Below are 25,548 nucleotides of genomic sequence, written 5' to 3' on the forward strand. Positions count from 1 at the left end.
CTTCCCGATGGCTTTATGAGGTCCTCCGTTCGACCCGTCCTGCGGAACGCATTAAGTAGCCCCGTTCCGGTGCCGCGGCTGTCCTCATGCCCTCCCGGCCGTACAAGGACCTCGTGATCTACGGATGCTTCGTCCTGAACCGGCTCGTCGCGGACCTCGGGATTGACTTGTACCAGGACGACCTGGAGGCCAAGCTCGATCCGCTCCTGCCGCGGCAGGCGGGAATTTCCAAGGAGCAGGTGAAGCGCGAGATCAAGTCGAACCACTTCATGACGGAGCGCGTCCTCGAGGCGCTGGTCAAGGAGGGCCACGTGACGGTCGAGGAGGCGGAGGGCCACTACCGCGTGAAGATCACCAAGGCGGGCGTAGTCCACATCCGCAAGTACAATGAATTCTACCGCAAGATTTACGAGGAGCAAATCCGGGACCACTATCGGTTTACCAAAGCGCCGTTCTGGCTCCAGGAGTAACGCGCCTCACGCCTTCGCGGGCGGAGGAGGAGTGGGGGACAACCCGAGGGCGGGCTCGACGACGACGGGGATGAAGTCGTACGTGCCATCTTCCCCTTCGCGCGCGAGCTCGAGGGAGCAGACGAACGTGGAGCCGCGGATCGTGACTCGGATCGCATCCTTTGTGACGAGGTCGTAGACGTCGGGAGCGATCGTCTCCGTTCCCTTGCCCTTCCAAATCGCGAGGACGCGCGCAGGAGGGATCCGCGTGGCCAGGCAGACGTCCGCGACCGCGGTTTTCAACGCCTGCACATCGGCGATGGTGGGCGTGTGGTCGAACGTCTTCGCGAAGATCGCGAAGCCCGGGTCGCCGAACCCGGTGTACCGCCGCACGGCGGACGGTGTGGCGCGGAGGTAGCCGTCGAAGGAGTACGTCAGGCCGCTCTTTCCCGTGAGCAGGGCCGGCGTCGCGAGGGCTCCCGGGATTGCCGCGACCGCGCGCACGTCGGGGCTCGAGGCCGCCAGGTGGCTGAAGATTCGGCTGACGGAATCCTTCCCTTCCGGGATGTAGACCACGGGGTCCGAGCTGCGGAGGCGTTGAATGACCCGGTGCCGCAGGGCGAAGTAGTCGAAGAATCCGCGGAGGTCACGAAGCAGCTCTAGGATGAGGAAGCCGAGGAAGAACAAGACTTCGAGGACCGTCCCGATGATCAGGGTGCCGCGGAACGAGAGGACTTGGAGCACGCCGAAGACGAGCGCGGCGGCGAACACGACGGACCGGCTCGTGGGGGTGCTCGTGTAGCGCAGGGCGAAGAGAAGGCCAACGACGGGGGCGAACAGGACGAGCGTCAAGCCCTTGTCCTCGGACATCAGAATCATGATGAAGAAATCGAGGACCAACCAGACCAGCACGAACCACCACACGTACCGCAGCATGCGTCGAATCTTCGGCGTCTGGCGATTCACGGACTCCGCCAGATCGAACGTTGCGGCGATGGGGTCCTCGACAGCGCGTGCGTCCCGTGACGCGTATTCCGGGTCCACGTGGAACTCACGATTTCGCAGGTATTTAATGGGGTCGGGAAGATCGACGCCTTGACTGGACCGCCTGTGCTCAACGGAGCGAGCGTAGCGGTCCGGACCAATTCCCTCCAGGCTCACGGGAACTTCCGTTTCGCCCATGCGATGAGAGGACGCCAGGAACCCTCGGGGAACACCGCATGCCTTGCCCCCGGAATGACCAAGAATTCCTTGTCGTCACACTCGATGCCGTCCAAGAGTGCACGTGTCGATTCCACGGGAAAGAGCTCGTCCTGGTCCCCGACTCCCACGAGGCTTGGGACTTGGAGCTTCCGGCGGAATCGCAGGTTCGGGGAGTCCAGCTGCCCTTCTCGGAACATCCGTGCCACCGCGAGCGCGGGCGCTCCGAACAGGATCGACATGAAGCGGGCGGAATACTCGAAGTTGAAGAGGGGATCCCCTTCGCCCGTCATCCCGGCACGGCGGTACTCGATGAGGGGTCGGCCCCGGAGCAAGGAGACGCCGATCAGGGTCTTGACGAGCGCGCGGCCTTTCGGCTTCGCATACACGCCGCGTCGGAGTTGGCGTCCCGCGCTGATCAGGACGAGCCCGTCGATTCGGTCGGGGAACGCGTTCGCGGCGACGACGGCATTCAGGGCTCCGAGACTGTGGCCCAGTAGTACGGTCTTCGGAACCTGGGTCCTCATGAAGGCGAGGGCCTCACCGAGGTCCGCCAGCAACCGGTCGCGGCTGGGATAGTCTCCGCGGCGGCCGTCCGAGAGACCGTGGCCCCGCAGATCGAGGCCGTACACGGGAAAGCCGGCGGCGGCGAGCTCCTTGGACAGCAGCCCCCCATACGGCCCGCTGTGCGCGGTGATGCCGTGGAGCACGAGGAACGCGGTGCTGGAGCGCGCGGCGGTGTCCCATCGTCGAAGGAACAAGACCTTCCCATCCGACGCGTGGACGAGCTCGTGGGGTTCCGTGAACCCCTCACGCAACTGCGCCACGTCGACGCGAACCACACCTCACCAACCCGGGGACCGCACGGGGTTCCCGAGTCCATCGGGACAGCGGCGAACCGCATGAGCTTTCTGGCCGGCCACGTGCGGATGTTGCCGCGCGAATTTCCGTGGTTCGTGGATTCGCGGGTCGGGCTGCGCGGGGGCGCGGTTCGGAGGAAATGCGGAAACACGAATCGCGAAGCGAGTCGCTGCCGCGGTCGCCCCGCATGCTTTATTACACGCCGGTCCATGGGCCGGGCCGTCGGGGTGGCTCAGCCTGGTGGAGCGTCGGACTCATAGGGTGATGCCGCCGTCCAGACCACGGCGCTCCTGAGGCATCCGGAGGTCGCGGGTTCAACTCCCGCCCCCGACATTCACCGTCAACCGGGATCGGGCATGCGCTTCGGAATCACCCAGGGGACCTCGGCGGCGAACTCGAGCTGAACGACGGGCTTGTCGCGGAAGGGCTTCGGGGTGCGCGTGAGACGCGTCGTGAAGCCCATCCGGAACGTGGGCGTCAGGAATTCCGTGGCCTCGCGATCGTTCATCAGCCCCCCGCCCGGTTTCGGTTTCCAGAAATCCGAGCCGGACACGAGCTTCCCGATGAGCGCGAAGGATCCGGTGTAGAAGTACGTGTCGCGACCGAGCGGCTCGACGGGGATCACCTCCTGCTCCAGGGCCGGCGTAATACCGAGGCGCTGCATGAGGTCCGTCGCCTCGACCGGGTACGTGGTCGGGCGCGCCTGCGCGAAGTTCCGACAATGCACGCACCCGCAGAACTCGGGCCAACCGATGCCGATGCTCGCGTACGCGTCGTGCGTGCCGAGCGCGTCTGCGGCAAGCTCCCACCGGCGGAATCGGACGGTCTGCAGCCGCACGGTCCCGTGAACCACAGGAGCGCCTAAGAGCTTGGCGGGTCGCTCAACTGTCCCGCTGTGCCTACATGAGGTGCTCGGCGACGTACTCCGCGACGTCGCGGACCGCCAGGGGCGACGATGCGACCGTCTTCGAGCTGTCCTCGAGGTTCAGGACGCAGTAGGGGCACGCGGAGCAGAGCACCTGGGCGCCTGTCCGTTCTGCCTGGGTGACCCGGAGATCCGAGAACCGCTCCCCCCGGGGCGTCTCCAGGAAGATCCGCCCCCCGCCGCCTCCACAGCACAGGCTGTCGGTCCGGTTGCGCTCCATCTCCTCCAGGCGCACCCCGGGAATCGACTCCAGCACCTTCCGGGGCTCCTCGTACACCCCGTTGTACCGCCCGAGGTAGCAGGGGTCGTGGTACGTCACGCGGGCACCTCCGTACGTCTTGAGCTTGAGGCGGTCCTCGTCCGCGAGGCGGGCCAGGAGCTGCGTGTAGTGCTCCACCTCGAACGACGCCCCGAGCTTCGGGTACTCGTGCTTCAACGCCTCGAAGGAGTGCGGGCTGATCGTGACGATGCGTTCCACGCCACGCTCGCGGAACCGGGCCGCGTTCCGATCTGCAAGAGATCGGAAGAGGGCCGGGTCGCCGATCCGGAGTGCGGGGTCTCCGCAGCACGCCTCGTCGTTCCCGAGGGTCCCATACCTCACCCCGGCGGCGTCGAGGATCTTGACGAGCGCGCGGGCCACGGTCCGGATGCGGGGGTCGTACGCCGCCGTGCAGCCCACGTAGAGGAGGAGGTCCATGCCGGGCTCGAACGGGCGCACGGTCAGACCCTCCGCCCATCGGCTCCGTTCCTCAGGGTTCCCGCCCCACGGGTTCTGGACCGTGGACAGGCGGCCGAGGACCGTCTTCAGCGCGTCAGGTTCTGCGCCCACGGCGGTGACGAACTCCCGGGCCGTGCGGATCACGCTCGGGATGTCCACGCCGCGCGGGCATCGGGCGGTGCACGCACGGCACGTCGTGCAGAGCCACAGGAAGTCACCTTCGAGACCGCCGAGGCCGAGCTGGGTCAGGCGGAGCATCTTCCGCAGGCTCACGTCCCGGACCTCGCTCCACGGGCACGTGGCCGTGCACGTTCCGCACTGATAGCAGAGGTACAGGGACGACCCGCCCGCTTTCCCGAGTTCGTCCATCATCTCGTCGAACGGGCGCACGGCCGTGGCGGTCATGGGAGCACACTCCCGTCGGTGTCTCCCTTGCGGTGGGCCTCGGTTGCACGGTCCATGCGGCCGGTGGCATCAGATGCGGAAGGAACTCCCAACGAATCGCCCCTCGATATCCGAGTGGAGGAGATGAGGACTGAACACGTTCGCGGGGTCGTACGTCGCCTTGAGGCGGCGCAGCTCCTCGTGGCGCGACGCGGTTCCGTCCCGGAAGAGCGCGAGGCCAAGCCCGTGTTCCTTGCGGTCCTCCACGGTGAGGTCGGTGCGCAGCACGGCCTCCCGAACCTTCTGGATGAGCGCCCACGCGGCCTCGATGTCCGCCTTCGTCACGGCCGCCTGCGGCCGGTAGTGGACCTCGATCCCGTCCGGGTAGTGGTGGCCTACGGGCCGCCCTGCGGCGCCCTCCATGGCTGCGAACATCCGCGAGAGGACGTCCCCGAACCGCTCCGGGTCGTACACGATGAAGTCCTCGCATCCGGGGACGTTCACGCGGTGGAGCGCCTTCCCCGTCGCCGCGGTCCGCACGGCCATCATCTTCCGGAATTCTGGGAACGTGATCTCCCGGTAGCCGACGTCCGGGAATTCCGCCGCGATGCGGGGCAGCGGCTCCATGCCTTCCGTGCGTCCCCGGTACAGCAGGACCATGCGGCGCCGGCCGGGCGTGACGGCGAAATAGGCGCCGAGGACCGGGTCCGTTCGGATCGGGTCGTCCGGCCGCACGATCCCTTCGTCGATGAAGAGGAACTCGCCCGCGAAGTACCGGCAGGAGGCCGCGACCCGCTTCATCAGACGGCCCATGGTCGCACCGAGACGCCCGGCTTCCTCGGACTCGATGGAAAGGATCGCGCACACCATGTCCTCCGGCTTCGGGATCGGGGCGATCCGAACGTCGAGTTCCGTGACGAGGCCACAGAGCCCGTGGTGGCCGGCGAGGCGTCGGATTTCCTTCCGGTCCGTGATCTCGAGGACGCGCGCGCCTTCCTTCGACGTTGCGACCATCCGGAGGCGGTTGACCGCGTCGCCGAAAGCGCCGAAGGCGGGAGTCCCGCTGCCTCGCGCGTTCGTCGCGAAGTTCCCGCCGAATGTGCTGTAGCCACTGCTCGGCACGACGGCCACGGTCCACGCGTACCTGGCGAGTGCTCGATTTGTCTCGTCGCTCGTCCGTCCCGCGCCGACGCGGACGTACAGCTCGTCCTCGGGTCCCGCGTTCGCCAGGTCGACGGCGCCCCCGTTCGCGTCCACGATCAGGGGCGTGAAGAGCCCGCGCCGGTGGCCGCGCGCATCGGTCGCACCGACCCGCTCCATGTCCACGAGGAGCGACCCGGGGGGCGCGATGGCTGCCCCTGCGGTGCCCGACCCCGTTCCCCGAGGCACGAGCGCGACGCCATGCCGCACCGCATGTTCCGTGAGGGCCACGCACTCCGCCTCGTCCTTGGGGAAGGCGATCCGGGTGGGGACCCCGAGCGTGAGGAACGACGCGTCCGTGGCGTACCCCAGGAGCTCGCCCGCCTGATATGGGATCCTCGCCTCTCGGAGGAACGCCAACGTCGCGTCCTCCCGGCCTTGCTCGAGGGCGAGGGCAACCAACCTCTCACCCCAGGGCTTGCGCGGCGAGGTCGGTCAGGTCGATGATCTTCAGCGCGGGGAGGGGATCCACGGGCCGGCCGTCGAGGTAGCAGGAGAAGTGGATGCGACAGTGCGGGCACGCGGTGACCAGGTTCCCCGCCTTCGACGCGGCTTCCTCGAGGCGCTCCTGCTGCAGGAACTTCGTCTGCGCGTCGCAATTCGAGTACGCCCCGACGCCGCAGCACATCGCGTTCTCCCGCACGCGGTCCATCTCGACCAGTGTGACGCCCGGGATCGCCTGCAGGACGGCCCGCGGTGCGTCGTACTCCCGGGAGTGGCGGCCGAGGCGGCAGGGATCCTGGTACGTGACCGTGAGGTCCACGGGCTTCGTGAACGCGAGCCGTCCCTCCTGGACGAGTTCCTGGATGAGCTGGGTCATGTGGAGGACCTCAATGGGCCACTCGCCGACGACCTTCGGGTACTCGTACTTCAGCATGGAGTAGCACTCGGCGCATGTGGTCACGAGGCGCTTCGCGCCGCTCGCCCGGATCCACTCCGCGTTCCGGCGGGCCAGGGTCTCGAACGTCTCGCGGTCGCCGTTCCAGAGGGCGTCGTGGCCGCAGCACCGTTCCGCGTTCGCGACGACGGGCACGATCCCGGCCGCATTCATGATCTTGATCGCCGCCTTCCCGATCCGGGCGCTGTCGCAGTAGGAGAAGACGCCGTCGAGGTAGGGCATGCAGCCCGTGAAATAGATCACGTCGCCGGTGTCCGCGACCTTGAGCCCGTCCCCGATCCAGGCGCGGCGGTCCTGCTTCAGGTTCGGCTTCGCCATGATCTTGGCCAGGAGGTCCTTGTACCCACCGTGCTTGCACGGTGCGGTCCGCTCCCGGATGGGGCGCAACGCCTCCCGCTTCGCGCGGATGAACGCCGGGTACGGCACCTGGGTCGGGCAGACCGCCTGGCACTCCCCGCACGTGAGGCAGGCCCAGAGGTCTCGCTCGCTCATGCCGTCCGCCCCGCCCAGGTACGCCCGGAGGACCACCTTGCGGGGGCTGAAGAGGACGTCTGCCCGGTGGACGGGGCAGCTCAGGGTGCACTTGTTGCACTGGATGCAGCCCTCCTGGGCCAGGATTCGCAGGGCGTCGTCCGGGCCAACCGTCGGGGATGCGAGGGCCGCCATCAGGCCACCTCCCGCAGGGGGCTCGGGCCAAGCTTCCGAAGGGTGTCCGTGAACTCGTTCGCGATTTCCGCGAACCGCGGTCCCTCCGAGCTCGAGGCCGCTTCCATCCGGAGCCGCTCGGGGCCGATGCCCAGCGTCCGGAGGACGCCCGAGAGACGGTCCGTCTGCTCGCGCGCCTGGACGTTCCCGCTCTTGTAGTGGCACGAACCCGGGTGGCAGCCCATCACGAGGACACCGTCGAACCCGCGCTCGAACGCCCGGAGGACGTAGTACGGGTCCACCATGCCCGTGCACATGAGGCGGACGATCTTCACCGCGGACGGATACGGGATCTTCGCGGCGCCCGCCTGGTCTGCGGCGTTGTACCCGCACCAGTTGCAGCAGAGCGCGAGGATCTCGGGGTCGGCCGTCATGGGGCCACCGCCTTCGGAGCGAGCGCGTCGATGGACGCGACGATCTGCGGCTTCGTGAACTGGCGCACGGTGATCGCGCCCGTGGGACAGACGACCGTGCACTTCCCGCATCCCTCGCACGAGGTCTCGTCCACGACCGCGACGAGCCCCTGCGGGTCGATGTGGACGGCGTCGAACTCGCACGCGTCCGTGCATCGGTCGCACGCGCGGCACAGATCCGGGTTCACCTCCGCGACGAGCGGGTTCAGGGTCATCTCGCCGCTCCCGAGGAACGTCGCCGCGGACATCGCCGCGGCGCCGGCCTGCGCGATCGTGTCCGTGATGTCCTTGGGGCCCTGGGCGCAGCCCGCGACGAAGACGCCCTTCACCGCGGTGTCCGTGGGGTTGATCTTCGGGTGATATTCCTTCACGAACCCGTCCGCGGTCTTGTCGAGGTGGAGGGAGGCCAGGAGCCCGTCGACGTCTCCCGGCTCCATCGCGGTGCTCAGTACGACCATGTCCACCGGCACGCGGAGGGTGACACCCGCGAGCGTGTCCTCGACGACGATCATGAGCTTGCCCTGCTCCTCCGGCGACGTCGCGACGTCCGTCACCCGCGCGGGCTTCCCGCGGACGAACCCGACCTGCTCGGAGGCCACGCGCTGGTAGAACTCCTCGTATCCCTTCCCGTTCGCGCGCATGTCCATGTAGAAGTTGTACACGCGCGCCCCGGTCCGCTCGCGGATCAGATGGGCGTACTTCAGGGAGTACATGCAGCACACGCGCGAGCAGTACGGGCGGTACTTCTCGTCGCGTGAGCCGACGCAGTGGATGATCCCCACGGACGTCGGCGGCGTCCCGTCCTTCTTCACGAGCTTCCCACCGGTGGGTCCCGTGGAGGACAGGAGTCTCTCGATCTGCAGGCCATGGTACACGTCCGGATACGTCCCGAACCCGTAGTGCGCGACCTGCGTAGCGTCGAACGGACGGTACCCCGTGGCGACGACGACCGCGCCCACCTCGACCTTGACTTCCTCCGGTTGCATGGAGAAGTCGATGGCGTCCGCGGGGCACACGTTCGCGCACATCCGGCACGCGCGGTTCCTCTGGAAGTAGAAGCAGTGGTCCGCGTCAATCGTCCAGAGTTGCGGGAGGGCCTGGGAGAACGGGAGGTAGATCGCCTTGCGGAGGTCGAGCCCCATGTTCCATTCGGATTCCACCTTGACCGGGCTCTTGGGCGTGCTCACGGGGCAGCGCTCCGTGCACCGATTGCACCCGATGCAGTCGTCCGTCACGTAGCGGGGCTTCTTGCGAACGGTCAGCGTGAACTTCCCCGGCGTGCGGACGGCATTCGTGACCTCGGCGTACGTGAGCAGCTCGACGTTCTTGTGGTTGAAGACCTGGTTCATCTTCGGGGAGAGGGTGCACATCGCGCAGTCCATCGTGGGGAACGTCTTGTCGAAGCGCGCCATGTTGCCGCCGATCGTGGGGCTCTTCTCGATGAGCGTGACCTTGTGCCCGGCATTGCCGAGCAGGATGGCCGCGTGGATCCCCGCGATCCCCGCACCGATCACTGCGACGCCCTCGTGGATGGGGGCGATCTTCACCTCGAGAGCCCGGAGACGGAGGACCTTGGCGACCTGGGCTCCCACGAGGGCCTTCGCCTTCTCCGTCGCCTTCTCGGGCTGGGACCGGTGGGCGTAGGCGCACTGCTCGCGCACGTTGGCGATCTCCAGGAGGTACGGGTTCATCCCCGCGTCCTTGGCGGTCTCGCGGAACATGTCCTCGTACATCTTGGGGGTGCAGCATGCGACGACGACCCCGTCGAGTCCCTTCTCCTTGATCGTCTCCTGGAGCTGCGCCTGCCCCTGGTTCGAGCACATGAACCGGAAGTCCGTGGCGGCCACGACCCCGGCTTGCTTCGCGGCGAACTCCCGTAAGGCGTTGACATCGACGACGTCGGAGATGTTCCCGCCGCAATGGCAGATGAAGACGCCGACCTTGCGTTCCCCGTCCGTCACGCCTTCACGACCTCCTGTGCCTCGAGCATCCCGATGACAGGGGCCACGCTGACCGTGTGGCGCCCCACGCCGAGGCGGCCCGGATCGATGCCGAACGCGAGCCCGGCGAGCTGGGGGAGATGGAGGATGGGCATGCCGATCCGCCGGCCTGCGGCCTTCGAGGCCTCCTTCTGATGCGCGTCGAGCACGAGGTGACAGAGTGGGCAAGGGGTCGCAAGCATCGTCGCACCCGCGTCCTTTGCCTCTGCGAGGGCCGCGCCGGACAACCGCGAGGTGAGGTCCTCGCTCACCGTCGGGGCATCGAACCCGCAGCAGGCGGTCCGGCCTCGGTACGGCAGCGGATTCCCGCCGAGGATCCGGACAAGGCGCTCAATCGATTTCGGGTCCGCAGGCGTGTCGAACGCCTCCGCACCAGGAGCCCGCAAGAGGCGGCACCCGTAGAACGCGCCCACCGCGACGTCGCCGAGCGGTCGCCGCACGTGGGCCGCGAGCTTCTTCTCGCCGACGTCCTGCAGCAGGACCTGGAGGAGATGTTTGACCCGAACGCCACCGCCGTAGGCGCTCGGTCCCGCCCGTCCCAGGGCGTGGTTGATCCTCGCGCGTGTATCCGGGTCCTCGAGGGCCTGCGCGGCTTCGGACAGGTAGAGCTGGCACGCGCCGCACACGGTGAGGATGTCGAGCCCCTTGGCCTGTGCCAGGGACAGGGTGCCGGCGTTCGCCGCCAGGGCGCGTTCGGGCTCCGTCCGTTGGAGGTCCCCCGCGCCGCAACACGCGGCGCCCTCTAGGTCGACGAGTTCGATCCGGAGTTCCTTCGCCACCGCGCGCGTGGACTCGTCGAGCTCCTCGCACTCATCCTGCGCCGCGCACCCCGGGAAATACGCAAATCTCATGGGAATTCCTCCAAGGCGGCGAGCGTTGATCCCCTGCCGGCTCGGCGTGCAACGCCGCGTGACCTCGAGGCGACTCCGGGCCAGAACTCGGGAGCCACCGAACGAGGGGATGTCAGCTCCATCGCTCCCGCCATCCTGTGGGCGTCGACCCTCCGGACGCCGGATATAGCTAAGGTACGTACTGCACGTGTAATCCCTGGACGCGTCCACTGGAGGATCGACAGGAAGACGCACGGGCTCGGAAGGCGCCGGATGCGGGGCCATCCGCACGGTGGGTGCGCGTCCGTTAAATATCGCGTCCCGCGTTGTGGCGACCCATGGTGGCGAAGAGCATCGCGGCGCAAGTGCCCCGCCTCGCGTACGGGGATCGCTTCCTATCCGACTTCCTCCCGGATCGCGTCCTGTCCGAGGGCCGACTCGTTCCGCTGCGGACGCCCGAAGGTGCGCCCGCGGTGCCGGACGTGGCGGTCGCCCGGCGGCAAGCGCTCGAGGTGTCCTCGACGCCGGACCTGGTCCCTGCCCTGAACGAATGGCTCGTCTCCCGGTACCGCGGCGGGGATGTCGCGGTCATAATCGACGACTACGCGCGGCCGTGCGCCCACCAACGTCTCCTCCTGCCCGGCCTCCTCGAGTGGCTCCAGGCCCACGGCGTCAAGCGGGAGCGGATCGCCTTGATCATCGCCGCGGCGACCCACCGGGACCCGAAACCGGAGGAGTGGCCGTACATGCTCGGGGACAAGCTGTGGCCCGCCTGGAAGGACCGCGTGTTCTTCCATCACGACCGCGAGGACCTCGAGAAGCTCGGCGCGATGCCCGACGGCACGCCCATCGAGCTGAACGGACGGGCCGCCCGCTCGGAGCTCATCCTCTCCCTGTGCGACCTCGACTACCACTACTTCGCCGGCGTGAGCGGAGGGCCGAAGCACCTGGTGCCCGGGATTGCGGGGCGGGCGCTCACGACCGCGGACCACCTCCGGATGTTCGGCGAGCTTGGGTTCGCGCCCCACGTGGACATGGGCATCCTAGACGGCAACCCGGTGTACGAGTACAAGCGCGCGGCCGTGCGGATCGTCCTGGACGCGCTCCGGGCCCGCGGGAGCTTCGTCTACGCCGTGGTCTGCGTCCTGAACCCTGCGTACCAGGTGGTTGCGCTCCAGGGCGGCGATATCGTCGCCGTCCACCGGAGGCTGCGGCACGACCTCGACAAGGTGTACGCCGCGTCGATCCCGCGGCTCGCGGACATCGCGATCGTGACGGCACGCCACCTGGGGATCAACGTCTATCAGGCCGGGAAGGCGATCAACGCCGCGGCGCGTGCCGTGAAGCCGGGCGGGACCGTGGTCTGCGTGGCCCCATGCCCGGACGGGTTCGGGAACGAGGAGTTCCGAAACCTGATGAAGATCGCGGCCCCCGTGCTCCAGGAGGCGGACGACCTGATCGCCCTAGGTGGGGATCCTGCCAAGCTAGGTCCCGAGGCGATCGACCGCGCCCTGCGGGCGGTCCAGAAGGTCGTCATGGCGGACTTCAAGATCGGGAAGCAGAAACCCGTGGACATGCTCGTCCAGTACCGCCGCACAGGCTGGGGACACCTGTGGCTCCTGTGCGACGGGCTCACGGACGAGGAGCGCAAGTTGCTCCCCTTCCGCTACGTCGGCAAGCGCGGCGAGGACCCGCAGACGCGCCTACAAGCCTGGGTCCGGGACCAGGAGAGGAACGGCAAGCCCACGTATCTGATCGTCGACGACCCTACGTACTGGATTCAGCTCAAAGGCGCGTAAGCCCGGATTCGGAGGCCGCGCGTCTACCCCGCCAGTTCCATGTACTTCGCGATTTCGTCCCAGTTCCACGAGCCCCCCGATTTCGGGCTCGGCTTGAGATGATCCAGGTCCCCGCGGTTGGCGAGGCGGTCCACGAGGTACGCGGCGAACGCGGGAGAGCCCGTGGCCCCCGGGGAATTGTAGTTCAAGATGTGGTACGAGTGGGGTCCGGGCACCTCGATGGCTTCTTTCACGATCCCCCCGCGGCGGTTGACCACCGGAGTGCGGATGCCCGCGGTCCCCGGCGAGACGAGGTGCGCGAGCCTCAACCCGGGCAGGAACCGCTGCACGCGCTGCAGCATGGCCTCCTTGGAGACTGAGCTCCACATCTCTTGGGTGGCCAGGCTCAGGAAGTCCTTGTCGAGCATGAGGCGGACCTTGTTGAAGATCGGCGGCTCGAAGAACTTCGCGAACCACGGGCCCATGGGTCGGAACAGCCCATCGTAGGACGCCGGCCCGGAGACAGGCACGGCGTTCGGCCCGATCTCCCGCCGGCCGTTCGCGCGGATCACCCAGTGTGGATCAAGGAACGGAAGGTCCGTGTGCCGCGGAACCGAGTAGACATTGTGCCGGACGAGGTCCGCGGCGTGCGCGTCGATCGTCCAGTACTCGCCTCGGAAGTGCATGTCCGTGTACTCCAGCGCGACCCCCATCGCGTGGGCGAGGTCGATCGCGCTCCCGCCCGCGCAGCCGATCAGGAATCCGGCGCGAACGGGCTCGTTCGCCCCATCCACGCGGACTTCGATGCCCGAGTCCGACGCGAGGACGGAGGTCGCGTCCGCGCCGGTGAGGAACCGGACCCCGAGCGCCTCCGCATCCGCCTTGACCGATTCCGTGAACGCCTGGTAGTCCACGGCCGTGTCCGTCCTCGAGAACAGGGCGCCCTCGCACCGAACGTTCGGTTCCCGACGCGCCATCTCGCGTCTGTCGAGGAGCTCGACCTCGGAGGGCGCCATCCCGTTTTCCGCGGCGTAGCCCACGTACGCCCCCAGGTGGGACATCTGCCCGTCCTCGAGCGCCACCTCGTAGGTTCCGATCTCGTACCACGGGAGCCCCTTCGTCGCGGCGTACTTCTTCCAGAGATGATACGAAATGCCGGCCGCACGGGCGAAGATTCTCGCCTTCGCAGGATTCAGGTAGAACGGCCGGTGGACGACGCCCGTGTTCCGCCGGCTCGCATGCAGGGCCACGTCGCGCTCCTTCTCCAGGACGACGAACCGGCCGTCGTAGCGGGCCGCGAGCCAGTAGGCGACGGAGGTGCCGAGGATTCCGCCTCCCACGATGGCGACGTCCCAGGGTTCCATGAGGGTCCTGCGGTCTCCGCAACCAAGCGCGGCTTATTAGGACTGCGACAACGACTACGGACCGGTCCAAGGTACGCGCAGATCGGAACCGATTTGCTTCAGGTTCTCGGCGACCTTCGGAGAGAGCGGGATGCCTTCCTTCCGGTATTTCTCCATGCGCGCGAAGCTCTTCTCGCCCGCGACGTAGATGCGCGTCTGGCCCTCCGCCTTCGGGCTGTCCTTGAGCTCGCGGGCGAGGCGGTCCATGTCCCGCTTGAACTCCTCCAGCGGCCGAAACGCTCCCGGATCGATCGCCAGGAAGAAGTGACCCACGTCCGGACGCTTTTCGTCCGCGTAGACCTGGAGCCCCGTGGCCGCGCCGGGGAGGACTCCCGAGAGGACGTCGACCAAGAGGGCGAGCCCGTAGCCCTTGTGGCCTCCGAGTTCCTCGCCCTCGCCTCCGAGGGGCAGGAGGCCGCCGCCGAGACGCTTGGACAAGGCGTTCAGGACGCGGGCCGCGTCCGAGGTGCTCTTCCCGGTTTCGTCCACCGCCCAGCCGTGCGGCATAGGCTTGCCCGCCCGGTTGTAGACCTCGACCTTGCCCCGCGGGACCGTCGCCGTGGCCATGTCGAAGACGAAGGGCGTCTCGTGCGACGTCGGCGCGGTGATGCTGATCGGGTTCGTCCCGAGGACGGCCGATCGGCCGAACGTGGGCACGACGAGCGGCGCGGCGTTCGTCATGCTCATTCCGATCAGATCGTGCTCGAGCGCCATCAAGGAATAGTACCCGGCGATGCCGTAGTGATTCGAGTTCCTCACGGTCACGACGCCGACCGCGGTCTCTTTGGCCTTCCGGATCGCGAGCTCCATGCCCTTCTTGCCGACGACCTGCCCGAGGCTCTGCGCCCCGTCGAGCAGCGCGGTGGCCTTCGTCTCCCGGACGATCGTGCTGTGGTCCGTGGGCTTCATGTAGCCTTCCTGGAGCCCGCTCACGTACCGCTGGAGCCGCGCGACGCCGTGGCTCTCGATGCCGCGAAGGTCCGCAAGGACGAGGACGTCCGTCGTCACGCCCGCGTCGTCCGCCGGCACCCCGAGCTTCATGAGGACTTGTTCGCAGAAGCTCCTGAGAGGCTTCTCCTGGATGAGAATCTTGTCCGCCATGCACACGCCTCGGTTCGGGGCCCACAATTGCCGTTCGCGTATAAGGCTGCGGTGCGTACGATGGGAACCACGGGAACGCCGGTCATCGCCGCAGACTCAAGTAGGGGTGCGTCTCTCCGTCCACCGTGAGTGCGGAGCGCGATGCGTTCTTGCTCCTCCGTCGGCTGGCGCCGGAGGACCACGGGCTCACCGTGTTCGATGCGGACACCCAGGAGACTTCGTACGGTACGTTCGTCGTCGACGGGCTCCCCCTGATCTTCGACACGCATCGCAAGGAGACGTGGTTCGTGTCCACGGCGGAGCTCCTCACGGAGATCGGGGCTCCCGCCCGCGTGACGCCTGAGGAGGTCGAGCGCTTCGCGAAGGTCGCGGAGCACGCGGGCGCGCAGGCGATTCCCTACAGCGCCTGCTTCTTCAAGGGAAACCTCCACGTGTACGCGTACTACGGGCCCGTCCGCGGCCTGGACATTTCCACGGTGGGTGAGTCCGTTGCCGCTGCGGAACGGAAACTCGACGCGATCGTTCGCGGGCTCTGGTCCGACATCCCCGGGGGCGTCCGGGAGGCGCAGGCCGAACTCCTCTCGGGCCGGCGAAAGGCCCGCTATCCCGAGGACCTGGAGGTCTTGTTGAAGAGAAAGGCCGCGGCCCCCGGTTGAGCTCGACACCTACCTGGGCCTCGACCGACTCTTCCGCCGCAGTTCCTCGCGGAACGCCTTGGACGCGCGTTCCGTCGCCACGGTGATGGTCACGGGTGGGAGGCCTCGCGCGTGCTTCCGCAAGAACGCCTCGGTCCTCCGGCGGTCCCGCTTCCAGCATTCCCGGAGCCAGGTCCCCACGGCCCGCTGCACCCAGAACTCCTCGTCGTACAGGAGGCGTTCCAGGAGGCGGAAGGGCTTGTCCAGCTCGCCCCCGCGGACGAATTCGTTCAGTGCGTAGGTGGACGCGCGGCGGCGCCAGAAGTTCTTCGCCTTGGTCCACCGCAGGAGTTCGGCGAACCGCTTGGGCGTCGATCGGGCCATGGAGCTGATGGGTCCGGAGGCGAGGCCGTCGCTCAGCGCCCACCCCGTGGCCTCGTCGACCCAGGAATCCGCCAAGAGCCACGAGCGCTCGTCGAGCACGTCGCGGTGGCGGTCCAGGAGCCCGATCGCAAGCGCCTTCTCCTCGAACGTGTGGCCGGACCACAGGGCCCCCGCGAGGAGGTTCACCTCCCGCACCGTCAGGGTCGGGTGGTCCTTCCGGAACTGAGCCTGGAGGGCCCGGAGCTGTGGGGTGGATAGGCCCAGTACGGGGACCGGCGAGCCGAGGTACGCCTGGAGCTTCTCCCAGGTCCCCGGACGAGCCACCCCGCGCATGGCGCCGAGAAGTCGCTCCCGCTCCGCCCACACATCGAGGGGCATCGCTCGGGGAACGTGCGGGAGCCCCATGAGGCTTCCGCCGCACCCGGAGGCTCGCGTTTCCCACACGCCGTCCCTCGAAAGTTACTTTACCCCCTTCCGCTGTGGTCGCCCCAATGCCGAGCTTCAAGTGCGCGGACATCGGCATGGACTGCAAGTTCGCGGCGAAGGCCATCACGAAGAACGGTCTCATGAAGAAGATCCAGGACCATGCCTCCGAGGTCCACAAGATCACCTCGATCCCCGAGGACCTCAAGACGAAGATCGAGAGCGCGATCAAGTAGCGGTCCGCGGACCGTGTCCGCCGCGCGACGGAACGCCGCGCCGTGGTCGCGGGGAAAGGCTAAATAGCCCGCTTCGAATGGGACGGTTCGTCTCCCGAAGGGAGGGAACCGTATGAGTTGGGGACTCCACAACCGACTGTCCCGGATCATCCGCCCCACGGACCATCGGACGGTCATGCTCGCCGTCGACCATGGGTACTTCCTCGGACCCACGCACAAGCTCGAGGTGCCGCGGAAGACGATCGAACCCCTGCTGCCCTTCGCGGACGGCCTCATGATCACCCGCGGTGTCATCCGCACGTCGATCGACCCCGCGTTCAACACGCCCATCGTCCTGCGCGTGTCGGGCGGGGCGAGTGTCCTCAAGGAGGATCTGAGCCACGAGGAGGTGACCACCTCCATGGACGAGGCGATCCGGCTCAACGCATCCGCGGTCGCCCTCTCCATCTTCGTGGGCGCGCCCCACGAGCACGACAGCCTCGTGAACCTGGGTGCGCTCGTGGACCTGGGCGAGGAAGTCGGGATGCCCGTGCTCGCCGTGACCGCGGTCGGCAAGGAGCTCGAGAAGCGCGACGTGCGCTACCTGAGCCTGGCGTGCCGCATCGCCGCGGAGTTCGGCGCGCACTTCGTGAAGACGTACTACTGCGACGAGTTCGAGAAGGTGGTCGAAAGCTGCCCCGTTCCCCTCGTCGTCGCGGGCGGCCCGAAGCTCGACACGGAGCTGGACGCCCTCGAACTCACGCAGCGCGCGATCGAGGCGGGCGCCGCCGGCGTGGACATGGGGCGGAACATCTGGCAGGCCCCGAATGCGGTCGGCATGATCCGCGCCGTGCGCGCGGTCGTGCACGAGCACGCCTCCGCGAAGGAGGCCCTCGAGTACGTGAAGGGCTCCAAGGCCAAGCGCTGAGCGCGGCGGACGGCACCCCATGCGCGCCGCGATGTACTACTCGAACAGCGACGTGCGCCTGGTGGACCTGCCGAAGCCGACGATCGGCGCGGGCGAGGCCCTCGTGAAGGTCCGCGCGAGCGGCATCTGCGGCTCCGACGTCATGGAATGGTACCGCAAGCCGAAGGCGCCCCTGGTCCTCGGGCACGAGATCGCCGCGGAGGTCGTCGAGGTCGGTGCGGGCGTCCGCCGGGTCAAGGTGGGCGACCGCGTGTTCGTCTCCCACCACGTCCCGTGCGGGGAGTGCCGCTACTGCAAGGCCGGGCACGAGACCGTCTGCGACACCCTGCGAACCACGAACTTCGATCCCGGTGGCTTCACGGAATTCGTGCGCGTCCCGAAGATCAACATGGACCGCGGGATGTACAAGCTCCCCTCGGAGGTCTCGGACGACCGGGCGGTCTTCATCGAGCCGCTCGCCTGCGTGGCCCGCGGCCAGCGCCTCGTCGGCGTGCCGAACGGGGGGACCGTCCTGGTCCTAGGCAGCGGGATCGCGGGGCTCCTGCACATCCGGCTTGCCCGGGAGCTCGGCGCGGGCAAGATCCTCGCGACCGATGTCGTGGAATACCGGAAGCAGGCCGCTCGCCGCTCCGGAGCGGACGCCGTTATCGACGGCAGGGAGGATGTGCCCGCACGCGTGAAGGCGGAGAACCGCGGTCACCTCGCGGACCTCGTGATCACGTGTACGGGCGCTCCCGCGGCGATTGCCCAGGGTCTCGCGTCCGTGGACCGCGGCGGCCGGGTGCTCTTCTTCGCTCCGACGGATCCCGCGGCCACGATTGCCGTGCCCTTCAACGCGCTCTGGCGGGAGGAAGTGACCCTGACCTCATCGTATGGCGGCGCGCCTCAGGACATACGGGCCGCGATCGAGCTCCTGCGGCTCGAGAAGGTCCAGGTGGACGATCTCGTCACGCACCGCCTCCCGCTGGAGAAGGCGGGCGAAGGGTTTCGCCTCGTGGCCTCCGCCCAGGATTCCATCAAGGTCATCCTCCGGCCCTAAGGCCTCCGACTCGTGGGGCCGATCCGTCTCCCGCCGGTTCACGGGTGGCTTTGCGCTCCAACGTAGGGAGCCCGAACGGCCTTCGCGCGGCGGCGCAGGCCCGGTCCGAGGGGAATCGTTCCTGCCCCCAGGTTCGAGTTGGTGACGATGGCGAAGCTCGTGTACGCAGCGGCGGTGGCCGAGAAGATGCCGAAGTAGCCTCCCGCCGTCGTCGCCATCGTGCTGGGAAGCACGTCGCCCAGGCCCAGGAACACGAAGGCCAGCCACAGGAAGAGGAACGTCAGGTTCAGGGAGAGGTTCGCGAACATCGCGGGGATCCACATGTAGAAGGTGAAGATCCCGTAGAGCAGCAGGGCCGTCCCCACGGCGACCGCGGGCGGCGCGATCAGGCCCATCTTCTCTAGGAGGACGAGGCTTCCGAAGAAGAGCCAGAAGGCCCCGTAGCTACTGAAGGCCGTGAATCCGAAGGTGTTCCCCTTGCGCATCTCGAACACACCCGCCAGGAGTTGGCCCAGCCCCCCGTAGAACAGCGCCAGGGGGACAACGACGCCCACCGCGCTCGCGCCGAGCCATCCGGTGTTCACGAAGCTGAGAAGGAACGTCGTGAACGCGAAGCCGGCCAAGCCGAGGGGCGCGGGGTCTGCCAGGAGGGCTTTCTCGTTCAGACTCGTCGGCGAAGGCGCAGTCATTTGACTCATCCTGATCCACCTCGTTTCATCAGGTCCGCCGCATCCGTTGGCGGGCTCCGTCGGCCCGTTCAGCCCTTGCCGGGTAAGGAGCTATGGAAAATACCCTACGGGACGAGTGCGCGAGGCGCCCGGCCGCGAGCTGCGCGGGAATCCGCTCACGCTATATACTTTCTATGGATTGTGCTTGACCAGCCCTTATAAAAGAGGGCATCGCCTGGAACGATTCCGAACCGGGGTCGCGACCATGGTTGTGTCCAGTGCCACCATCGACAGCCTGCTCAAGGAAAAGGAACAGTATCCTCCGTCGGACGACTTCCGCCGCCGCGCCCTGGTCAAGGACGACGCCGTCTATGCGCAGGCGGCCAAGGACCCGGAGGGGTTCTGGGCCAGGCAGGCGGAACAGTACCACTGGATCCGGAAGTGGGACAAGGTCCTCGAATGGGACGCGCCGTTCGCGAAGTGGTTCGTCGGCGGGAAGATCAACGTCTCCGAGAACTGCCTGGACCGCCAGGTGCACTCGGAGCGGCGGAACAAGGCCGCGATCGTGTGGGAAGGCGAACCCGGCGACAAGAAGGTCTTCACGTACTACCAGCTGTGGCGCGAGGTGAACAAGTTCGCGAACGTCCTGAAGTCTCTAGGCGTGAAGCGCGGGGATCGGGTCACGATCTACATGCCCATGATCCCCGAGCTGCCCATCGCAATGCTCGCGTGCGCCCGGATCGGGGCGCCCCACAGCGTGATCTTCGGCGGCTTCAGCTCCAAGGCGATCCACGACCGTGCGTCGGACGCGGAGTCCGCGATCATCGTCACCGCGGACGCGGGGTACCGCCGCGGCAGCCTCGTCCCGCTCAAGAAGACCGTGGACGAGGGGATTGCGGACCTGCCCAGCGTGAAGCACGTGGTCGTATTCAAGCGCGCGACCGGCGATTGCGCGATGAAGGAGGGCCGCGACGTCTGGTGGCACGACCTCATGGCCCACGCAGACCCCTGGTGCGAGCCCGAGCCCATGGACGCCACGGACCCGCTCTTCGTCCTGTACACGTCGGGCACCACGGGCAAGCCCAAGGGGATCGTCCACTCCACGGGCGGCTACCTCGTCGGCGTCGCGGCGACCCAGCGGATGATCTTCGCCCTGCGCGAGGATGACTTCTACTGGTGCACGGCGGACATCGGCTGGGTCACGGGGCACTCGTACATCGTGTACGGCCCCCTGGCGAACGGCGCGACGTCCTTCATCTACGAGGGCGCCCCCGACTTCCCGAAGCAGGACCGCTGGTGGTCCCTCGTGGAGGACTACGGCGTCACGATCATGTACACGGCCCCGACCGCGATCCGCGCGTGCATGCGCTGGGGCGACGACTGGCCCAAGGCGCACGACCTGTCCACTCTGCGGCTCCTGGGGACCGTGGGCGAGCCCATCAACCCGGAGGCGTGGCGGTGGTACTACAGGAAGATCGGCGGCTCCCGCTGCCCCGTCGTGGACACGTGGTGGCAGACGGAGACGGGCATGATCCTGATCACGCCCCTCCCCGCGGTCGGGCCCCAGAAGCCTGGGTCGGCCACGTTCCCGTTCCCGGGCGTGAGCGCGGAGGTCGTCGACGAAACCGGACAGCGCGCGGGCGTGAACCGCGGCGGCTACCTCGTGATCACGAAGCCATGGCCCGCGATGCTCACGACGATCTACAAGGACCCGGAGCGGTACAAGGCCACGTACTGGTCCCAGATCAAGGGCAAGTACTTCACCGGGGACGGGGCGCGCGTGGACGAGGACGGCTACTTCTGGCTCATGGGTCGCATCGACGACGTGATCAACCTCGCGGGCCACCGGATCGGCACCATGGAGGTCGAGTCCGCCCTCGTGAGCCATCCCAAGGTCGCGGAGGCCGCGGTCGTTGGGAAGCCGGACCAGCTCAAGGGCCAGGTCCTCGTGGCCTACGTGGTCCTGAAGACGGGCCAGGAACGGTCCGAGGCGCTCAAGGACGAGCTCAAGAAGCACGTGCGTAAGGAGATCGGCCCCATCGCCGCCCCGGAGGCGATCTACATCACGGACAAGCTCCCGAAGACTCGCAGCGGGAAGATCATGCGGCGCGTGATCCGCGCCCTCGTGAGCGGCCAGGAGATCGGCGACACGACCACCCTGGAGGATCCCGGCGCCGTCGAGGAAGTCCGGAAGTGGCTCGCCGCCGTGGAGGGGAAGGCTCCTTAGGTCCGACGTGGCATTCGTCCGCGTGAGCCCGGAAGGTGATCCCGTGCAGAGCCCCGATTCGAGCGCGGCGCAGGACTGGCAGACGCGCTACGAGGAGAAGGTCCGCACCCCGGACGAGGCCGTGTCCGCGATCCAGAGTGGGGACCACATCTTCATCGGGTCGGGGGCCGCGGAACCCCAGCGGCTCGTCGAGGCCCTCGTGAAGCGCGCGAACGCGGTCTTCGGCACGGAGATCGTTCACATCATGACCCTGGGCATCGCGCCGTACGCGGAGCCCAAGTGGGGCGACAACTTCCGCCACAACGCCCTCTTCATCGGCCCCAACGTGCGGGAGGCGGTGGCCCAAGGGCGGGCGGACTACACGCCCATCTTCCTGGGCGAGATCCCGCGGCTCTTCGAGACGGGGCGCGTGCCCATCGACGTCGCTCTGATCCAGGTGAGCCCGCCCGACCGGCACGGATACTGCTCCTACGGCGTGAGCACGGACGTCGTGAAGCCGGCCACGGAGGCGGCGAACCTCGTGATCGCCGAGGTCAACCGGGAGATGCCCCGGACCCTCGGCGACTCGTTCCTCCACGTGGACGACATTGACTTCCTGATCCCGGTGGCCTACCCGATCCTGGAGACCCAGGTGGGCGTGGCCGACGAGATCGCACGGAACATCGGGAAGTACATCGCGAACCTCGTCGAGGACGGCTCCACGCTCCAGATGGGGATCGGCACGATCCCGGACAGCGTCCTGTACTACCTGCGGGACAAGAAGGACCTCGGGATTCACACGGAGATGTTCTCGGACGGGATGATGCACCTCGTCGAGCTCGGCGTGATCACGAACATGAAGAAAACGCTGCACAAGGGCAAGGTGGTCGCGGCCTTCTGCATGGGCTCCAGGGCGCTCTACGAGTTCGTGGACAACAACCCCTTCATCGAGTTCCATCCCGTGTCCTACACGAACGACCCGTTCGTCATTGCGCAAAACGACCGCATGGTCTCCATCAACTCCGCCCTCGAGGTGGACCTCACGGGCCAAGTGTGCGCGGACAGCCTCGGCGCCTACTTCTACTCGGGGATCGGCGGCCAGGTGGACTTCGTCCGCGGCGCGGCCCGCGCCAAGGGCGGCAAGCCGATCATCGCGCTCCCCTCCACCGCGGCGGACGGCACGATCTCCCGGATTACCGCGCAGCTCAAGCCCGGGGCCGGCGTGGTCACGAGCCGCGGGGACGTACACTACATCGTCACGGAGTGGGGCGTCGCGTACCTGCACGGCCGCACGATCCAGGAGCGTGCGCTTGCCCTGATCTCGATCGCCCACCCCAAGTTCCGCCCCGACCTCATCCGTCAGGCCAAGACATTCAAGTACATCGCGGACGACGTGCCCGAGATCTCCGAGATCGGCATGGTCTACCCGGAACGGTGGGAGATGACCCACACCTTCGAGGACGGCACGCGGGTCTTCTTCCGCCCCATCAAGATGACGGACGAGGAGATGATGAAGGACCTGTTCTACCGGCTCTCCGAGCAGACGATCTACCACCGGTTCTTTCGCTCCCTGAAGTCCATGCCCCACCGCGACCTCGTGCACTTCGTCCACATCGACTACACGAACGAGATGGGGATCGTGGGCATCGTCCAGGATCCCGACAAGACGGAGCGCGAGGAGATTATCTGCATCGGGCGGTACTACCTGAACCGTTCCACGAACGTGGCCGAGGTCTCGTACCTGGTCCGGGACGACTACCAGAAGCGCGGCATCGGATCGTACCTGGTGAAGTACCTCGCCCGGATCGCGAGGGAGAATGGGATTGCGGGCTTCGAGGCGGAGATCCTGCCGGACAACCCCCCCGCGATGAAGGTCCTCCACAAGCTCGGTTTCCCGGTCGAGACGATCGCGTCCTCGGGGAACTATCAGCTTCGCGTGCGCTTCGAGCGGCCCGCGCCCACGGCGAAGAGCTGAGGCTCACCGTCACCCGCGGCGTCGCCGGGTCTTCCGTGGCCTAGCGATTCGTCGCTTCTTCGTGGGCTTCGTGGCTCGGTGGAAGACGTCGAGCCAGAGCCCATCCACCACGGGAACGAAGGCGTAGTGCCACCGCCCACCATGGAACGGTCCGTGTTTCACGAGGTAGCCCTCCTCCTTCAGGCTCGCGAGGGCCGCGTCCAAGTCATCGACCTCGAAACCCAGGTGGTCCAACGTGTCGCCCTCGCGGAACGGACCCTCCACGGGACCCTGCTCGGGGTACCAGTTCAGCTCAAGCCAGTGCTTCCCATCGCGGCTCAGGAGGTTCGCGAACTCCCCTTGCGTCCACTTCGGCTTCACGCGCCCCCGGAGCTTCATGCCCATGACCCGGGTGAAGAAGTCGATGGCTCGGTCGAGGTCCCGCACGCGGATGCCCGTATAGGCGAACGCGGACTTCATGGCCCGCGGGACGTGGCGCAAGCGGCTTAGACTTTCCGTCGTCCCCTCACGGGTCCGTCCAGTGGGCCAGGCGCGAGGCGAGGAGGGCGAGGGCCACCGCGAACCCGATCAGGTAGGCCCAGCCGAACACGAGTTCCGTGCCTGTGAGCGGCACGGCCAGGAGGCCCGCGTAGTTCTTGGACAGCTGGGCCGCTTGCGTCGTGGGGATGAGGAGGGCGAGAGGCTGCAGAAAGACCGGGAGCCGGTCCAACGGGTAGTAGACCGGCGGTAGGAACCCGAGGAGGAGCCCGAGCAGCTGCGGCAGAGAGTTCGCCCGCCGCGTGTTCTTCGTGCTCGCGCCCAGGACGAAGCCCAGCAGGAGCATGGCGATCCAGGTCACGAGGGCCACGAGCGCTACCGCCAGGATGCCCAGGATGCCCGCCGACGTCTCCAGGAGCAGGAGCGTCATCGCGATGACGAGCGCGGGCAGGGAGACGAGCAGGGTGCTCACGCTCAACCCGATCGCGTACGAGACGGGCGAGACCCGCGAGGCGACGAAGATGTCCTGGAAGCGGAACCAGTGTTTGTTGAAGTAGACGGACTGAGCGGAGCCGATGCCCGCGAACGCAAGGCTCAGGACGATGGCCCCGACCACGGACTGGAGGAACGCCTGTTGGCCCGCGTTGAATACGAAGATGAAGAGGACGGGGAGGAACGAGATCAGGCTCAGGAGGATCATGAGCATGGGGTCGCGGAGGAGCGGCAGGGAATCGAACAGGCCGATGTAGACGGCCTCACGCGCTCTCATCATCGATGTTCCCTCCCACCATGGCGATGAACGCGTCCTCGAGGGTCGGCGGCTTGAATGTGACCCGCTTCCCGTCCTGAATCCCTCGCTGCACGATCTGCACGATCTCCTGATCCGAGTTCGGGCTGAGGACCTGCCGCTCGCCGCCGTTGTTGAGCGCCTCGATGATCACCTGCATGCCGTGTCCGGCGTGGGCCTTGGCCGCCTCGACGCTGCCGAGGAAGACCGTCCGGCCCTTGTCCACGATCGCGAGACGGTCCGAGAGCCGCTCCGCCTCGTCCATGTAGTGCGTCGTCAGGAGGACGGTCACGCCCTGTCTCGTCATGCGGCGGACCATGGCCCATACCTGCCGCCGCCCGAGCGGATCGAGACCAATCGTGGGCTCGTCGAGGAACAGGAGCTCGGGGTCCGTCGTCAGAGCGATCGCGACCATCACGCGCTGCCGCAGGCCGCCGCTCAGGTCCGCGGTGAGCTTGTCCTTGTGCTCCCAGAGGTCGAACTCCTCCATGATCGCTCGCGTCCGGCGCCGGGCCTCGGCGCGCGGAATCCCGCGGATCATCGACATGAGGTAGATGTGGTCGTAGGCGGAGAGCATCATCTGGGGGCGCGCCTCCTGGGGGACCACGGAGATCTTCTCGCGGATCGCGCGGGCCTCCTTCGTCACATCATGTCCTAGCACCGTGGCGTGCCCGGTCGTGGGACGCAGCTGGGTCGCCAGGATGCGAAGCAGCGTGGTCTTGCCGGCCCCGTTGCGGCCGAGAAGGCAGAAGACTTCGCCCTTCGGAACCTCGAAGGAGACGCCCTCGAGGGCCTGCGTGCCTCCCGGGTACGTCTTGCCGAGGGCCTGCACCTCGATGACTGCCATCCCCCGTTCGATGTGGCACCCGGTACTTGAGCGTTCTGAGCCTTTGTGGCCGATACGTTCCACTCGCAGGGAGGACGTCGCTCGGCGTCCGGGCGCGAT

Annotated in this window: 23 protein-coding genes, 1 tRNA gene and 1 pseudogene; 9 read left to right on the top strand and 16 right to left on the bottom strand. The window is 67.4% G+C overall.

The features are described from left to right. Positions 1–86 precede the first annotated feature (86 nt). Entirely contained in the window at positions 87–470 is a 384-nt protein-coding gene (locus tag VEY12_10530; protein ID HYM40554.1) for a hypothetical protein, read from the top strand. Positions 471–476: 6 nt separating this feature from the next. Here VEY12_10530 and VEY12_10535 read toward each other — a convergent pair whose 3' ends face one another. Together VEY12_10535 and VEY12_10540 are read right to left on the bottom strand one after the other, a co-directional pair. Further along, a complete protein-coding gene (locus tag VEY12_10535; GenBank protein ID HYM40555.1) occupies positions 477–1,493 on the bottom strand; it encodes a hypothetical protein in 1,017 nt (338 codons plus the stop codon). Positions 1,494–1,606: 113 nt separating this feature from the next. Further along, entirely contained in the window at positions 1,607–2,476 is an 870-nt protein-coding gene (locus VEY12_10540) for an alpha/beta fold hydrolase (protein HYM40556.1), read from the bottom strand. Between the two features lie 255 nt (positions 2,477–2,731). Here VEY12_10540 and VEY12_10545 point away from each other — a divergent pair. Next, positions 2,732–2,843 (top strand) — tRNA-Met (locus VEY12_10545). Positions 2,844–2,850: 7 nt separating this feature from the next. On the opposite strand, the gene VEY12_10550 is transcribed toward VEY12_10545, so the two are convergent. The 7 genes from VEY12_10550 to VEY12_10580 form a co-directional block, all read right to left on the bottom strand. Next, positions 2,851–3,348: a hypothetical protein gene (locus tag VEY12_10550; protein ID HYM40557.1), complete on the bottom strand. Its 498-nt coding sequence runs from the start codon at positions 3,346–3,348 to the stop codon at positions 2,851–2,853. Between the two features lie 61 nt (positions 3,349–3,409). Then, a complete protein-coding gene (locus VEY12_10555; GenBank protein ID HYM40558.1) occupies positions 3,410–4,558 on the bottom strand; it encodes a (Fe-S)-binding protein in 1,149 nt (382 codons plus the stop codon). Positions 4,559–4,627: 69 nt separating this feature from the next. Beyond that, on the bottom strand, positions 4,628–6,139 hold the full coding sequence (locus tag VEY12_10560; protein ID HYM40559.1) for an FAD-binding oxidoreductase: 1,512 nt from the start codon (positions 6,137–6,139) through the stop codon (positions 4,628–4,630). Between the two features lie 4 nt (positions 6,140–6,143). Beyond that, entirely contained in the window at positions 6,144–7,301 is a 1,158-nt protein-coding gene (locus VEY12_10565; protein ID HYM40560.1) for a (Fe-S)-binding protein, read from the bottom strand. Further along, a complete protein-coding gene (locus VEY12_10570; protein HYM40561.1) occupies positions 7,301–7,714 on the bottom strand; it encodes a hydrogenase iron-sulfur subunit in 414 nt (137 codons plus the stop codon). Before VEY12_10570 ends, VEY12_10565 begins: the two co-directional genes overlap by 1 nt. Continuing rightward, on the bottom strand, positions 7,711–9,714 hold the full coding sequence (locus VEY12_10575) for a CoB--CoM heterodisulfide reductase iron-sulfur subunit A family protein (GenBank protein HYM40562.1): 2,004 nt from the start codon (positions 9,712–9,714) through the stop codon (positions 7,711–7,713). Before VEY12_10575 ends, VEY12_10570 begins: the two co-directional genes overlap by 4 nt. Further along, a complete protein-coding gene (locus tag VEY12_10580) occupies positions 9,711–10,604 on the bottom strand; it encodes a CoB--CoM heterodisulfide reductase iron-sulfur subunit B family protein (protein ID HYM40563.1) in 894 nt (297 codons plus the stop codon). Before VEY12_10580 ends, VEY12_10575 begins: the two co-directional genes overlap by 4 nt. Before the next feature lie 317 nt (positions 10,605–10,921). Here VEY12_10580 and VEY12_10585 point away from each other — a divergent pair, with 317 nt between their 5' ends. After that, entirely contained in the window at positions 10,922–12,382 is a 1,461-nt protein-coding gene (locus VEY12_10585; GenBank protein ID HYM40564.1) for a lactate racemase domain-containing protein, read from the top strand. 23 nt (positions 12,383–12,405) lie between these two features. On the opposite strand, the gene VEY12_10590 is transcribed toward VEY12_10585, so the two are convergent. Both VEY12_10590 and VEY12_10595 read right to left on the bottom strand, forming a co-directional pair. Next, on the bottom strand, positions 12,406–13,725 hold the full coding sequence (locus VEY12_10590) for an FAD-dependent oxidoreductase (protein ID HYM40565.1): 1,320 nt from the start codon (positions 13,723–13,725) through the stop codon (positions 12,406–12,408). A 54-nt stretch (positions 13,726–13,779) separates the two neighbouring features. Further along, positions 13,780–14,865: an Ldh family oxidoreductase gene (locus tag VEY12_10595; protein HYM40566.1), complete on the bottom strand. Its 1,086-nt coding sequence runs from the start codon at positions 14,863–14,865 to the stop codon at positions 13,780–13,782. Between the two features lie 125 nt (positions 14,866–14,990). Between VEY12_10595 and VEY12_10600 the strand changes: the two genes are divergently transcribed. Then, the gene (locus VEY12_10600) at positions 14,991–15,521 is read left to right on the top strand and encodes a hypothetical protein (protein HYM40567.1); all 531 of its coding nucleotides are present in this window, start codon (positions 14,991–14,993) and stop codon (positions 15,519–15,521) included. A 9-nt stretch (positions 15,522–15,530) separates the two neighbouring features. Here VEY12_10600 and VEY12_10605 read toward each other — a convergent pair whose 3' ends face one another. Then, positions 15,531–16,262: a DNA alkylation repair protein gene (locus VEY12_10605; protein HYM40568.1), complete on the bottom strand. Its 732-nt coding sequence runs from the start codon at positions 16,260–16,262 to the stop codon at positions 15,531–15,533. Positions 16,263–16,375: 113 nt separating this feature from the next. Here VEY12_10605 and VEY12_10610 point away from each other — a divergent pair, with 113 nt between their 5' ends. From VEY12_10610 to VEY12_10620, 3 genes and pseudogenes are all read left to right on the top strand, one after another. Further along, positions 16,376–16,543: a DUF1059 domain-containing protein gene (locus tag VEY12_10610; protein ID HYM40569.1), complete on the top strand. Its 168-nt coding sequence runs from the start codon at positions 16,376–16,378 to the stop codon at positions 16,541–16,543. A gap of 106 nt (positions 16,544–16,649) precedes the next feature. Then, positions 16,650–17,450: pseudogene (gene lsrF / locus VEY12_10615) on the top strand (3-hydroxy-5-phosphonooxypentane-2,4-dione thiolase). Between the two features lie 19 nt (positions 17,451–17,469). After that, complete coding sequence (locus tag VEY12_10620) at positions 17,470–18,489, top strand: alcohol dehydrogenase catalytic domain-containing protein (protein ID HYM40570.1); 1,020 nt, start codon at positions 17,470–17,472, stop codon at positions 18,487–18,489. 38 nt (positions 18,490–18,527) lie between these two features. Here the strand turns inward: VEY12_10620 and VEY12_10625 are convergent, their stop codons facing one another. Next, positions 18,528–19,187: an acetate uptake transporter gene (locus VEY12_10625; GenBank protein HYM40571.1), complete on the bottom strand. Its 660-nt coding sequence runs from the start codon at positions 19,185–19,187 to the stop codon at positions 18,528–18,530. Positions 19,188–19,422: 235 nt separating this feature from the next. Between VEY12_10625 and acs the strand changes: the two genes are divergently transcribed. Both acs and VEY12_10635 read left to right on the top strand, forming a co-directional pair. Beyond that, entirely contained in the window at positions 19,423–21,384 is a 1,962-nt protein-coding gene (acs, locus tag VEY12_10630; GenBank protein HYM40572.1) for an acetate--CoA ligase, read from the top strand. A gap of 43 nt (positions 21,385–21,427) precedes the next feature. Then, the gene (locus VEY12_10635) at positions 21,428–23,338 is read left to right on the top strand and encodes a GNAT family N-acetyltransferase (protein ID HYM40573.1); all 1,911 of its coding nucleotides are present in this window, start codon (positions 21,428–21,430) and stop codon (positions 23,336–23,338) included. 9 nt (positions 23,339–23,347) lie between these two features. Here VEY12_10635 and VEY12_10640 read toward each other — a convergent pair whose 3' ends face one another. From VEY12_10640 to VEY12_10650, 3 genes are read right to left on the bottom strand one after another with little or no spacing between them, the layout of a single operon-like run. Continuing rightward, on the bottom strand, positions 23,348–23,797 hold the full coding sequence (locus VEY12_10640) for a VOC family protein (GenBank protein HYM40574.1): 450 nt from the start codon (positions 23,795–23,797) through the stop codon (positions 23,348–23,350). 46 nt (positions 23,798–23,843) lie between these two features. Beyond that, a complete protein-coding gene (locus VEY12_10645) occupies positions 23,844–24,587 on the bottom strand; it encodes an ABC transporter permease (protein ID HYM40575.1) in 744 nt (247 codons plus the stop codon). Continuing rightward, positions 24,571–25,449 carry an ABC transporter ATP-binding protein gene (locus VEY12_10650; protein ID HYM40576.1) on the bottom strand — a complete coding sequence of 293 codons (879 nt, stop codon included), beginning with the start codon at positions 25,447–25,449 and terminating at the stop codon, positions 24,571–24,573. Before VEY12_10650 ends, VEY12_10645 begins: the two co-directional genes overlap by 17 nt. Positions 25,450–25,548 lie beyond the last annotated feature (99 nt).

The organism is Thermoplasmata archaeon (assembly GCA_035632695.1).
In the GTDB taxonomy this organism is placed as follows: domain Archaea; phylum Thermoplasmatota; class Thermoplasmata; order RBG-16-68-12; family RBG-16-68-12; genus RBG-16-68-12.